The sequence below is a fragment of the Levilactobacillus parabrevis ATCC 53295 genome (genome assembly GCF_001434055.1).
Taxonomy (GTDB): domain Bacteria; phylum Bacillota; class Bacilli; order Lactobacillales; family Lactobacillaceae; genus Levilactobacillus; species Levilactobacillus parabrevis.
Map to the genome: position 1 here is coordinate 1 of NZ_AZCZ01000051.1, position 12798 is coordinate 12798.

Genomic DNA, 12798 nt, shown 5'->3' on the forward strand with positions numbered 1-12798 from the left:
TTGGGCCATTGTCTTCGCCATAAGTCGCCACCTCCTTTTGCTTGATGGTAGCATAGCATATGAGCATACTGTATTCACAGCAAAATGGCTTATAATAATATTTATGAAGGTATCATATGAGCAAGAAAATCGTAGAAAACTACATTGCCAGTCAGCAAAAGGCATAGCGGCATTCATCCTTTGTTTAAAAACAAGGGAATTCTGCCTAATTTATATTNAAAATCGTAGAAAACTACATTGCCAGTCAGCAAAAGGCATAGCGGCATTCATCCTTTGTTTAAAAACAAGGGAATTCTGCCTAATTTATATTAAACTTATCTAGGGGAGTCGTCTGTCAAAATGAAAACATTACGTAACATCTTAAGCTGGATCGTCCCAATCGTGGTCGCCGCAGCCCTGGTTCTGCTCGTGCGGACCTACGGCGTCGAAGTGGTCAAGGTCTCCGGCGGTTCCATGGAACCCAACCTGGCCGACACGGAGCGAATGATTGTGGTCAAGCCTCTCAGCGTCAAGCGCCTGAGCGTCATCGTCTTTGATGCTTACGGGGAAGATCCTAACGCCGCCAAGAACACCAACTACGTCAAACGGGTCATCGGGATGCCAGGTGACAAGGTCGTGAGCAAGAACGGCTACATCTACGTGAACAATAAGAAGGTCAACCAGTCCTTCATCAGTAAGTCTGAGCGGACGACTGGAACCGGAAACTGGACGCTAAGTAGTCTAGCCAAGGCACACAACTGGTCCTACAAGGGGAACGCGGTGCCTAAAGGCCACTACTTCGTGTTGGGTGACCACCGGAGTATCTCTGAGGACGGCCGTGCCTGGGGCTATGTCGATGCCGATAAGATCATGGGTGTCGTCAAAGTACCTTTCTGGCAAGGAACTAAGGAACATCGGGTCAACGTGAACGGGATGGCGAGTTAGTTATCTCGTAAGCCTAATTATGAGGTGCCACCAAGAAAAATTGGTGACACCTTTTTTTGTGCTGAAGAACCGTTACAACAGCATTGGCGGGGTTTGCCATCACAATTCGTGTAACCGTTTTCTATTATTTGGTTGCATTTTCTATTTTTATGGATTATTATGGGAACGTTCCCATGGAAGCGTTCCCATAATAATTAAGAGGTGTTTATCGTGACAAAAGCTAACTGGTGGCAACACGGTGTCGGCTATCAAATCTATCCCAAGAGTTTCTTTGATGCAAACGGTGATGGAATTGGTGACTTAGCCGGTATTAAAGAAAAAATCGATTACTTAGATTCCCTGAACATTGACTTTGTTTGGCTCTGCCCAATCTACAAATCTCCCGGCGTAGATAACGGTTACGACATCGCCGACTACCGCGATGTTGATCCGCAGTACGGTTCGATGGCCGACTTAGATATTCTCATTCAAGAACTACATAATCATCATATCAAAATCGTCATGGACATGGTCCTTAACCACTCTTCCGATCAAAATCAATGGTTTCTAGATGCTAAACGCGACGTCAACAGTAAGTACCATGATTATTACATTTGGAAGAAAGGAAAAAACGGTGGTACTCCTAACAACTGGACATCCCTCTTTGGCGGCTCAGCTTGGCAATACAACGAAGCTACTGATGAATATTACTATCACCTGTATGCTAAGCAACAGCCTGATTTAAACTGGGAAAACCCACAACTACGGCATGAGATGCACGCTATCATTAAGTTTTGGATCAAAAAAGGGATCGATGGTTTCCGCCTAGACGCTATCACCCATCTCAAAAAGCTTCAAACTTTTGAAGACGTCGATAATCCCGACCAAGCCTCACGAAACATCCCCGGCATTGAGGTCTTCCTACGCGAACTCAAGAAAATCTACGATGACTATGGTGTCATGACTGTCGGCGAAGTTGGCGCCGTCCCACCAGAATCGGCCATCAAGTGGGTCGATCCCGACACGGGCTATATGGACCTACTCTTCCAGTTCGACCACGTTAACTTTGGTGACGCGCACAAGTTTGACTTCGCCACGAAATCCATCCCCACCGTTAAAGAAAAATTGACCGCCTGGCAAACTGCTGCGGCCACTCAAGGTAATCTGGGTCTGTTCATCGAAAATCATGATCTCCCCCGTGCCGTTTCCTACTTTGGTAGCGAAGAAAAGGCCTACCGCAACCGTTCTGCCAAGGCCGTGGGTCTCATGTACTTTATGATGAAAGGAACCCCCTTTATCTATCAAGGCCAAGAGTTGGGAATGATCAACGACCACATCGCGTCCATCAATGATGTCACCGATATTGACAGTCTACGGCACTATCGAGAAAGAATCCAATCCGGATATAATACACAAATGGCACTGCACGAGGTCGCTTTCAAGGGCCGGGATAATGCCAGAACGCCAATGCAATGGTCGGCCAAGCCACTGGCTGGTTTCTCTAAAAACACCTCCTGGATCAAAGTTGCCGACTCCTTCAAAACGATTAATGTCGCCGAAGAAGAATCAGACTCACAGTCGGTTCTGAACTTTTATCGCAAATTAATTAACTTGAAAAAAACAGATGCAACGTTACAGGATGGTCAGTACACGCTCGACCCCACAACAGCTAAGAACGTCATTGCTTACCGGCGTTTTGATGCCAAAGCAACTTGGATAGTCGTTGCCAACCTATCAAATACGGTTGAAACCTATCAACTTCCACAAGACCTAACCAACCATGCCTACCAAGCTGTCTTAGGCAATAACGGTTGCACCATTCAGCAACAGGATCAATTAGACCTAGCCGCTTGGGGCGCTATCCTGTTAAAATTTGAGAAATAGGAGTGAACAAAATGGAAAAAAGTAGTCTTCCCAAACTTCCCGTCAGCAAGATTTGGCTGATCAACTTTGGTTTCTTAGGGGTCCAGATGGCCTTCTCCCTACAAAGTTCAAACATGAGCCGAATCTTTCAAACTTTGGGTGCGAATCCCAATAATCTGGGCTTTTTCTTCCTAGTGCCCCCTCTAGCCGGATTAATCATCCAACCATTGATTGGAAAATTCTCCGACAGAACCTGGGTGCCACACCTAGGCCGGCGAATTCCTTACTTAATTGCCGGAATTCTCGTTGCCTTTACCGTGCTATTATTGCTCCCAAACGCAGGTAGCTTTGGTTTCACCTTCATTCAGGCCCTCTGGTTCGGGGCATTAGCCATTACGTTCTTGGACCTCTCCAACAATGTCTCCATGCAGCCCTACAAGATGATGATTGCCGACATGGTCGAAGAAGATCAACGAGGATTGGCCTACTCTATCCAAGGGTTCTTCTCCAACTCTGGTTCAATCTTGGCCAGTGTGATTCCGTTCATCTTAACCGCGTTAGGTATCGCCAACGTTGCGCCTAAAGGGGAAGTCCCCGCTTCCGTTAAGATTGCCTTCTACATTGGCGCGACCGTTCTGATTCTCTCCTCATTAGTCACAATCCTTCGTGTTCGTGAATACGCTCCCGAAGAATATAATGCTTACCACCACATTACCAAGGAAGACCTCAAAGAACACAAGAGCTTCTTCACGCTTCTAAAAGAAGCTCCTAAGATTTTCTGGGTCGTCTGCGTCATTCAATTCTTCTCTTGGTTTGGTTTCCAATATCTGTGGACCTACGCTAACGGCGCACTGGCTCAAAATATTTGGCATACCAGTAACGCCGCATCCAGTGGGTTTCAAGCTGCCGGTAACTGGTATGGCATCATGTCCGCCGTTCAAGCTATTTCTGCCGTTATCTGGTCATTAGTTTTGACACGCGTCACCAATAAGTCTAGTAAACGAGTCTACTCTGCTAGCCTCGTTGCCGGTGCCGTTGGTTTAATTTTAATCGCAACTATTCATAATAAGTACGCCCTTGTGTTATCATTTATCTTAATTGGAATAGCCTGGGCTTCAATGCATACGTTCCCATTCACGTTAGTTTCTAACTCAATCGATGGTAGCAACATGGGGGCCTACCTGGGACTCTTTAACGGGAGTATCTGTGTTCCCCAAATTGCTGCTTCACTATTGAGCTTTGCCTTATTCCCACTCGTGGGATCCTCTTTCACTGCAATGATTATCGTTGCCGGGATTGGAATGGCAATCGGAGCGGCAACCGTCTTCTTTGTCAACTCAGACTATTTTGGTAAATAACGTTTGAAGGGACGCCGTTACCATGACTGCAACTATCAAAGATATCGCCACAAAAGCTGGTGTATCAACTTCTACCGTATCACGTGCATTGAATGATGACCCCCATATTTTGCAAGAAACGAAGACAAAGATCATGCAGGTCGCTCATGACTTAGACTACAAAACCAACTTTAACGCTAAAACCTTAGCCACTGGCGGATCACGTTCCGTAGGAATTATTTTCCCATCCAATGAGCGGTATCAAACCAACCCATTCTATCTGGAAATTATTTCAGGAATTGGATCGGAACTGAATCGTCGTGGCTTTGTCTCTACGGTAGCCCTTGCCGACTCCACGGATCAGATTATGGAAATTGTTGGCACCATGGCACATCAGGCGCACATTACCAAATATATTTTTCTTTACTTCGAACAGAACGATGCCATTCGTGATTACCTCGACCAGCATCACTTAGACTATGTGATCATCGGGAATGATCCCCAAACGAACCGGGTCTTCATCGATAACGACAATCAACTTTTCGGTAAGTTAGCCGGTGAAAAGCTACTGACAATGTCGGCAGTTAAGCACGTATTGTTCTTAGAGACGCAACGCAACCTCAAGTTTGAGGAAGAACGTTTGACTGGTCTCAAATCTACTCTGACCAGTCCCCGAAAAGTCACCACACTTTCTGTGGATCTCAAGGAACCCCGTCAAGCACTGACTGACATTCAAACTAACCTTACCGGCGTAGATGGTATTGTCGCCTCGCAAGATGAGCTTGGCGAGTTTGCCTACCAAGCCTTCCTTCATGAGGAACAACCGCTCCCCATCGTAACTTTCAACAATCTGTTGCATGGTTTCCCCGATCGTAAGAATATCTATTCGTTCGATCTGAAGCCACGTAAGATTGGCGAAATCGCGGCGCAGAAGGTTTTCGAACTAGCGGATTTCTCTCAGCATCAACTGTTCTTAATTAAGTAGATCAGATTAAATTAAAGAGCTACTAGTCTCGCCATTTGGGCAGATTAGTAGCTCTTATTTATCTGATCAAAAACTAGCTTAGCCGACAGGCGATAATTTCTAACATCTTAGATCAAAAGAAAAGCGAGCCCACAGCTCGCTTTTCCAACTATTCATTTCAAAATCTTAGCTAAACATCCGCTTAGTTGCCTTCAACAAGGTCTTCGGATCCTTGTCATAGCGTGGTGTATCAACCAAGTTATCCATTGGCACACCAGCGAAGTGGAAGGCCGCAATTTCACCGGAACGGGTAGCACTCTGTTCCGTGAAGATCATCTGGTAAGGCTGTTCGACGAATTCACCGGTGAAGGCTAAGTTCGTGGAATGTGCTGGGATGACTTCAGGCCGGTCACTCTTAGCCCGATTGTTGAACAGAGCTGAGGCGTATGGCATGTAGACTGGAATATTGTTAATGATACTATCCAGAATTTCAGCTTCATGGTTCTTGATGTTGTTTGGACCAGGATCAACCTTGGACAATTGCCCGATCAATTCCTGAGCCATTTCCTTACCGGTCATCTTGATGTATTGCTTGTGGACAAATTCACCCTGACGCCGTGGATACAGGAAGTAGCCCCAGATAACGGATTCGTTTGGCTTCTGAGTCGTAAAGTGTGGTTGGTGATGAACCACGATCGACATGTTAACGTCCTTTTGCCCGAGCGGCGTGATTGGCGTCGTTGACAGGAAGGAGTTCAGCGCGTTCCCAGGAACTTGCGTGGTGATCCGGGTAATTTCGTTCAACAACAGGTGGTTCTTCGTGGTCAACGTGAAGCTGACCCACTCGGAGTTCTTCCGGTCGTCGAAGAATTTATCTGGCGTCCCTAAGTTGTAGAAGCGGTTCGTGGCCTTCTTCCACAGTGCGGCACTGATCCCGTATTCCATGTTTTCACGGGCCGGCGTGTTGTAGTCTCCCATCGTGGCGGAATCGGTGATCGACCCGTTGGTGAAGATGACTGCCGTATCGTCGTCAATCGTGACCAGTTCTTCGGAATCGTCTTCCACGTTCTTGACGTGCAAGCCGGTGACCGTGATTTCGTCCTGCATCGCACTGTCGGCAAATTCCCAATCGGTAACGATCCGGTTCGAAATGAAGGTAACCCCTTCATCCTTTAAGTAATTGATCAGAGGAAGCATCATACTTTCAAATTGGTTGTAACGGGTCCGGTTGACCCCAACCAAATGTTCAATTTGCGTAAATTCGTAAATCATTTGGTGCATGTAACGCCGGAGTTCTTGAACGGAGCTCTGAATCCGGAATGCGAATGTGGTTTCCCACATGAACCAGAAGTTGGTCTGGAACATATGTGGGTCATCCTTGAAGAACTCAGCAATCGTCACATTATCCAGCTTAGTTTCTTCTTCATCCGGCATCAATACTAATTTCGATAACAGCACGCGGTCCTTGTTGTTCAGGCCCAACTTACCACCATCGATAATGCCCTTGCCGCCTTCCATCAAACGCGCGATATCGTACGTTCTGTGGTGCGCGTCAAAGTCGCGGGTATCTTCGGCCGCGGTCATGCCCTCTTCAGTCGCCGATGGAATCCGGTCCAGTAAGTCCATTAAATCAACGTACGTCCGGTAATTCAGCATCCGACCACCACGGGCAACGTACCCCGTATGGTTGTCTAACGGGTGTTCCTTGTTCCAATATTCATCACTGAAATCGGTCGTTTCGCCACCATCGTTAGCCCCATGCATATCAGCACCATAAAAAGTGATATTCTCACCGCGCCAATGGCCTTCTTGAATCAGGTAAACCGCTGCGGCCATGTTAGATAAACCGGCACCGATCATTACTGCTTTTGTTTTAACCATCAAAAACACCTCCGTAGATTCTTTGAGCCCTTTACGTCTTCATTATGCTTGCTTTGTCATGTATTGTAAAGCGTTTACATGAACTAATTAGCAACTTCTAAGAAACGCTAGGAAACCTTAATCTACCGGCCATTGTAACAGGGCGTGTTGCAATTGTAATTCTGTGGATGACAATATAAATAGTTAAAACCTGAAGTGAATTATGTGGTCGTAACTGTGGTCAAAAACGGCCTGTATTTTCCGCAAATATTCTCATCATCTGCTGGTTATGCTGTCTCAGCATAACACGTGGTTGGCGGACCACCTAGAGCTATCGTTTTAAGGTCGCAATGGTCATGCTGCGCAATAATTAGTCGAAATGGCCGCACAATTAACGCTTATTTATATAACAAAACTTGTAAGCCGTCTCGAACAAATAAATCATGGCGCTCTGGTATGCTGGCACAAGTAGAAGTTGAGGGAACGGTAGCTGTTTTGCTTTGACGGGAGGTGGGTCTTCGACTAAATCCAACCAAAGGAGTTCACAGCATTGGCAGCTTGGTACGGTGTCGCAGTATCGGTAATTGCGCTAGTCTACACCATTTACAAAGACCAACGAGATCATAATCAAAAAAAATAACCTTCCCTAGATTGTTCACAACTTTGGCGAGTTGAAAGGGTAAGATTATTTTACTTCAGTAACGCTTGCTACCGTGTTCCGCAACGGCTACCAGAAAGGGAGGTCACGTGAGAATGTGGCAGCCCTTTCTGTCTGGCTTCATTGTATCACGACGACACATCGTTAGTGCCATTCACGTCTCAAAACATGCTTATTCATCCCCGAATCGCCGGTTCACTCCCCCGCAGATAGGTCAGTGGCGTCATCCCGGCATATCGTTTAAACATCCGGTTGAAGTACGTCACGTTGTTGAATCCCACGTGAAAGGCCACGTCGGTCACGGATTCCGGCCGGTGGCGGAGGTACTGCCGGGCCATCTGCACGCGGTAACGGTTGATGAATTCGAAGATGGTCTCACCGGTCTCCTGCTTGAACAGTCGTGACAAATAGGTCGGGGCCGCCCCAGCCGCAGTAGCCACGTTAGCCAAGCTCAGGTCCTCCTGATAGTGGCGGTAGATGAACTGCAACGCCTGATTGACCTTGCTGCTGTAATGATTGTCCCGCCGCGCAGCCACAATTTCACAGTACTGGGTCGCCATCTCCGTAGTCAGTCGTTGATAATATTTCAGGGAGGGTAACTGCTCGATGGTCATGGCGTAGTGACTCGACACACGGTCCAGCGTGACCGGACTGACGTTGCCACGCTCGGCCGCCAGTCGGCACATCGTATTGAAGACGTACAGAATATTCTTAGCCGAGCGAAGGCGCCGGTTGGGCACCCGCGAGAAGAAAATTTCGATATCACGTACCGACACGGCCGCCGTAATCGCCGCTGGGAGTTGCTCGGTGTCCCCCTGCGTGATCAGTTGCATCAGGCGGTTCTGCTTCACATATCGCTCAGCAATTGCCGCGTCATCGTCACTATCCGTTGCTGCCAGGTCCACCGTCAGCGGTGGCACCTTGATGTGGTCGTCGTGTATCGTGGCTATCTGCTGGGCACCGACCAGACTGGCGACCAGAATCTGGGCCAGACTACCACTCTCCGATTCGCAGGGGCCGGCAATCAGATAACCCGTGAGCGTGGCCGCCGTAAAAATACCTACAGCCAGGAAGTCCCCCTGCGCCGTAATCGCCCGCTCGACCTGTGTCGGCTGGGCCGGCAACGTCCGAAAGACTGGTAGCGCCGCATCATCCCCGCTCAGCGAAACCGTTACTAACTGGGAATCACACACCCGCATGCTGACCCCACTGATACGCGCCAGATTAGCACTTAATTGACTGATCTCGGTTAGCGCCACTACAATCACTACTCCCTTCACAAATTAAAATAATTTCGAGCAACGTTAAGATAGTGTTTAAAACCGCAATATTGTCTAAGCACATCCTCCGATTCTAGTTTATCCTTCTTGTAAGCGATTGCAAGAAGGATCGAAAATAAATTTAGGAGTGATTTGAATGCTATATCCTTTGACGACTGAAACCCGTTCCGTTTTGAGTTTAAATGGTATCTGGTCCTTTAAGATGCAAGCCGATGGTGAACGTCACGACCCAGTTGTCCCCTTACAAACGACCGAGGTCATGGCCGTACCCGCTTCCTTCAACGACCAGACAGCCAATCCGGAACTCCGCCAACACAGTGGTTACTTCTGGTATGAACGTGATTTTACCGTCCCCACCGCATTGATGGACCAACGACTGAGCCTACGCTTTGGTTCGGCGACTCACGAAGCCTGGGTCTTCGTTAACGGTACCGCCGTCGGCCATCACAAAGGGGGCTTCACGCCATTTGAACTGCCGATCAACGATGCTGTTCAGGCCGGCACCAACCGGTTGACCGTCAAGATCAGTAATCTGCTGGACCACTCGACCTTGCCCGTCGGCAACTACACGGAAACCAAGGATGCCAACGGCAACACCGTGGCACACGTCGACGAAAACTTTGACTTCTTCAACTATGCCGGCCTCCATCGCAATGTGAGCCTACTGGCAACGCCGTGGAATCGGGTGGAAGACATCACCGTGACGCCACACATCGACCTGGCCGCAACTAGTGCCGACATCGATATCGCCGTGAAGACCACCGCGGCCGCGACGGTTAAGGTCACCCTGCTGGACGAAGAAGGAACAGTTGTTGCCACCGCCAACGGCGCCGATAGCACGCTTCATTTGGACAACATCCACCTCTGGCAACCGTTGAATGCCTATCTGTACCAGGCCCGCGTTGAGATTCTGGATGACAATACTGTGGTCGACAGTTACACGGAACCATTTGGCCTGCGGACCATCGAAATCAAGTCTGGGAAGTTCCTGATCAACGGTGAACCCTTCTACTTCAAAGGTTTTGGCAAACATGAGGATTCCTACGTCAACGGCCGCGGGATGAATGAAGCCGTCAACGTGCTCGACCTGAACCTCTTGAAGAAGATTGAGGCCAACTCGTTCCGGACCTCCCACTACCCCTACTCCGAAGAAATGATGCGGCTCTGTGATCGCGAAGGAATCGTAGTCATCGATGAGGTTCCCGCAGTTGGCCTGATGCCTGACTTCAACTTTGACGTTTCCAGCGCCTTCAAGAATGCCGAAGATCCTTTCTGGTCCACGGTCAAAACGCAAGCCGCCCACGAACAGGCCTTAAAGGAAATGATTGGCCGGGATAAGAACCACGCCTCCGTTGTGATCTGGTCCATTGCCAACGAACCGGCAACCTTCCTGCCTGGCGCCCACGATTACTTCGAACCTCTCTTCAAGTTAGCCCGCAGTCTGGATACCCAGAATCGGCCATGTACCTACATCAATATCATGATGTCCACACCGGACCGCGACACCTGTTCCGACCTCGCCGATCTGTTGACGCTGAACCGTTACTACGGCTGGTATCTGCAAACGGGAGACCTCAAGGCTGCGGCCGCCGCTGAAGAAACCGAACTACGCACTTGGCAGGAGAAGTGGCCGAACAAGCCGATCATGTTCACGGAATTTGGCGCCGACACGGTGGCTGGCGTGCACAGTGCCTACAACGAGCCATTCTCTGAAGAATATCAGGTTAACTACTACGACATGAACGCCAAAATCTTCGATAAGATCGATAACTTTGTCGGCGAGCAACTTTGGAACTTCGCCGACTTCCAGACCAAGTTCGGCATCAACCGGGTCCAAGGGAATAAGAAGGGCATCTTCACCCGTTCCCGCGAACCTAAGGCGGCCGCCATTTGGCTGAGTCACCGGTGGAATAATATTCCTAACTTCAATTACAAGAAATAATTTAAAAGTTTCCCACCTCTTCCACAGCCGGCAGAACCCCTGGCAGCCGCAAGCGACACACAATATTTACACTTAAAACGCAAAAAAACGGATGGCCCGCAAGCCATCCGTTTTAAATATACTGGAGTATTTAAACTAATCGGCTGCCATGAATTTGCCGGCAGTCAGTTGAGATGCTAAGACCCAGCCCTTTGTCTTGCCGCTGGTTACGTAGTCGTAAGCCACGTTCTTCTTAGCTTTCTTGATGGTAATTGTCTTGGTAGCGTAGAAGGTCTTGCTTTGTGGCAATACACCCTTCTTGGTTAACGTTACCTTTGCCTTGTCAGCGGCGAATTTGCCGGTGTAGACTGCTGGTTGGTTGCCCTTAAAGTGGAAGGCGCTCTTCTTGATGCTCTTAGCGCTAACCAGCGTGTAGGTCTTCCCTGCAATCTTGTCGGCTGCCTTCTTGGCGTCGGCGTTTCCGTCAGCGGCCATAAACTTGCCAGCCGTCAACTTAGAAAGTGCAACCCAGCCCTTCACCTTGCCGTTGGACGTCTTGATGTAGGCGTAAGTGACTTTCTTGGCCTTGGTCGTCTTGGTAGCCTTGACTTTAACCACAATCTTCTTGGTTGCGTAGTAGGTCTTGCCGCCTGCTAAGGTCCCCTTCTTGGTCATGCCGACCTTTGCTTGATCAGCTGCAAACGCTGCGCTATACAGAGCTGGCTTGCCACTCTTAACGTGGAATGCTGCTTTCTTGATAGCTTTTGCACTGATTAAAGTGTGGGTAACTTTTTTAGCTGCTGGTTTAGCAGCCGCAAAAGCAGTGACCTCGTTGTTTGCGGGAGCAATGGCGCCAATCCCCAATGGTAATACCATAGCTGCAGCCGCTGCGATCATTGCAACTTTTTTCATCATAACAATTACCCCCCAGTAAATTTTCGAATTCATCCCTGAACTCAATTGGTATCATAACACGGTCCTTTTTTTCGGGCAGAAATGATCACCCAATTTCACTCAAAAATCGCTAAAAATCCCGCCCCACCGGTAAATTAATGGAACTAACGTTACGGGGCGTTATCGGTGTTTCCAGCGAAAAGTCGGGAACGGCAAATCAGTAGCGTTCACGACATTTTGGCGGGTAATGGACCTCCTAGCAACCACACTTATCGGTTAAATCGAACATTCCGCTGATACGCCGCATGGCTTTCAACCTCCAACCACTGGATTAGCTGGACGGAATCGGCCAATTGGTTTTGTTCGCTAACGAATCGTGTGTGGTGGCTGTTTCGACACTGCTTCGTGACACCGACTTTTTCAACACAAATGCCGCCGTGATTACCGTCACGGCGGCATTTGTTTACTGACATCTTAATCCATAACGCTCCCAATCAGTTCGATACTAAAACGATTTTTACCCTTATCTTGCAAAAACATGCGACAGAATCCTCAAATTTTACATTAGTAATAAGTAAGGAGGTAGTTCCGACTAGAACTGCCTCCTCATAAATAAGCGTTTAGATTTAATATAAGCTAGGCAGAATTCCCTTGCTTTCAAGCAAGGGATGAATGCCACTATGCCTTTCGCTGACTGGCAATGTAGTTTTCTACAGTTTTCTTGTTCATATCACCAAGAGTACTCATGAAATAACTTGGGGACCAGAGATGTCCACCCCAAAACTTTTGAGCCTTTATTTCTGGGTGTAATTCAAAGAATAAGCGAGCCGAACCGCCCTTAAAGGCTTTGACAACATTGGTTGGTGCATACTTAGGCTTAAAGCTCAGTAGTAAGTGGATATGGTCAGACATTACTTCCATTTGCTCAATGTTCACTTCGTTCAGTCGGGCTATTTTCGTTAGAATGTCGGCCATTTCAGCGACTAACTTGGGCGTTGTAAATGCTTCATGCCGGTATTTAGTGACCCAGATCAAGTGAAAATGAAAGTTGTAAACATAACCCCGTTCGTGAATTATTCCGGCAACATTCTTCCTCATATGATACCTCCATAAATATT

General features: G+C 48.1%; 9 protein-coding genes. 5 read left to right on the forward strand and 4 right to left on the reverse strand.

Features of this window, described 5'->3' with window-relative positions; all coding sequences use genetic code 11:
* Window positions 1-339 precede the first annotated feature (339 nt).
* From lepB to FD07_RS10880, 4 genes are all read left to right on the forward strand, one after another.
* On the forward strand, window positions 340-924 hold the full coding sequence (gene lepB / locus FD07_RS10865) for a signal peptidase I (protein ID WP_020090353.1): 585 nt from the start codon (window positions 340-342) through the stop codon (window positions 922-924).
* Between the two features lie 210 nt (window positions 925-1134).
* Window positions 1135-2787: a glycoside hydrolase family 13 protein gene (locus FD07_RS10870; protein ID WP_020090352.1), complete on the forward strand. Its 1653-nt coding sequence runs from the start codon at window positions 1135-1137 to the stop codon at window positions 2785-2787.
* Window positions 2788-2798: 11 nt separating this feature from the next.
* Window positions 2799-4124, forward strand: coding sequence for an SLC45 family MFS transporter (locus FD07_RS10875; RefSeq protein ID WP_020090351.1), 1326 nt, complete (start codon window positions 2799-2801; stop codon window positions 4122-4124).
* 22 nt (window positions 4125-4146) lie between these two features.
* Window positions 4147-5088, forward strand: coding sequence for a LacI family DNA-binding transcriptional regulator (locus tag FD07_RS10880; RefSeq protein ID WP_020090350.1), 942 nt, complete (start codon window positions 4147-4149; stop codon window positions 5086-5088).
* 165 nt (window positions 5089-5253) lie between these two features.
* Here FD07_RS10880 and FD07_RS10885 read toward each other — a convergent pair whose 3' ends face one another.
* Window positions 5254-6948 (reverse strand): oleate hydratase, encoded by a 1695-nt coding sequence (locus FD07_RS10885; RefSeq protein ID WP_020090349.1) that lies wholly within the window; start codon window positions 6946-6948, stop codon window positions 5254-5256.
* Window positions 6949-7761: 813 nt separating this feature from the next.
* Window positions 7762-8844, reverse strand: a complete 1083-nt coding sequence (locus FD07_RS10890) for a helix-turn-helix transcriptional regulator (protein ID WP_020090348.1) — start codon at window positions 8842-8844, stop codon at window positions 7762-7764.
* 157 nt (window positions 8845-9001) lie between these two features.
* Here FD07_RS10890 and uidA point away from each other — a divergent pair, with 157 nt between their 5' ends.
* On the forward strand, window positions 9002-10807 hold the full coding sequence (gene uidA / locus FD07_RS10895; protein ID WP_020090347.1) for a beta-glucuronidase: 1806 nt from the start codon (window positions 9002-9004) through the stop codon (window positions 10805-10807).
* A gap of 135 nt (window positions 10808-10942) precedes the next feature.
* Here uidA and FD07_RS10900 read toward each other — a convergent pair whose 3' ends face one another.
* On the reverse strand, window positions 10943-11701 hold the full coding sequence (locus tag FD07_RS10900; protein ID WP_020090346.1) for a hypothetical protein: 759 nt from the start codon (window positions 11699-11701) through the stop codon (window positions 10943-10945).
* Between the two features lie 657 nt (window positions 11702-12358).
* Window positions 12359-12778: an IS200/IS605 family transposase gene (gene tnpA, locus FD07_RS10905; RefSeq protein ID WP_057161946.1), complete on the reverse strand. Its 420-nt coding sequence runs from the start codon at window positions 12776-12778 to the stop codon at window positions 12359-12361.
* Window positions 12779-12798 lie beyond the last annotated feature (20 nt).

Excerpts from the sequence above, each read along its gene's own strand:
- lepB (WP_020090353.1), top strand. The coding sequence starts at position 340 with ATGAAAACATTACGTAACATCTTAAGCTGGATCGTCCCAATCGTGGTC.
- FD07_RS10875 (WP_020090351.1), top strand. The coding sequence starts at position 2,799 with ATGGAAAAAAGTAGTCTTCCCAAACTTCCCGTCAGCAAGATTTGGCTG.
- FD07_RS10880 (WP_020090350.1), top strand. The coding sequence starts at position 4,147 with ATGACTGCAACTATCAAAGATATCGCCACAAAAGCTGGTGTATCAACT.
- FD07_RS10885 (WP_020090349.1), bottom strand. The coding sequence starts at position 6,948 with ATGGTTAAAACAAAAGCAGTAATGATCGGTGCCGGTTTATCTAACATG.
- uidA (WP_020090347.1), top strand. The coding sequence starts at position 9,002 with ATGCTATATCCTTTGACGACTGAAACCCGTTCCGTTTTGAGTTTAAAT.
- FD07_RS10900 (WP_020090346.1), bottom strand. The coding sequence starts at position 11,701 with ATGATGAAAAAAGTTGCAATGATCGCAGCGGCTGCAGCTATGGTATTA.
- tnpA (WP_057161946.1), bottom strand. The coding sequence starts at position 12,778 with ATGAGGAAGAATGTTGCCGGAATAATTCACGAACGGGGTTATGTTTAC.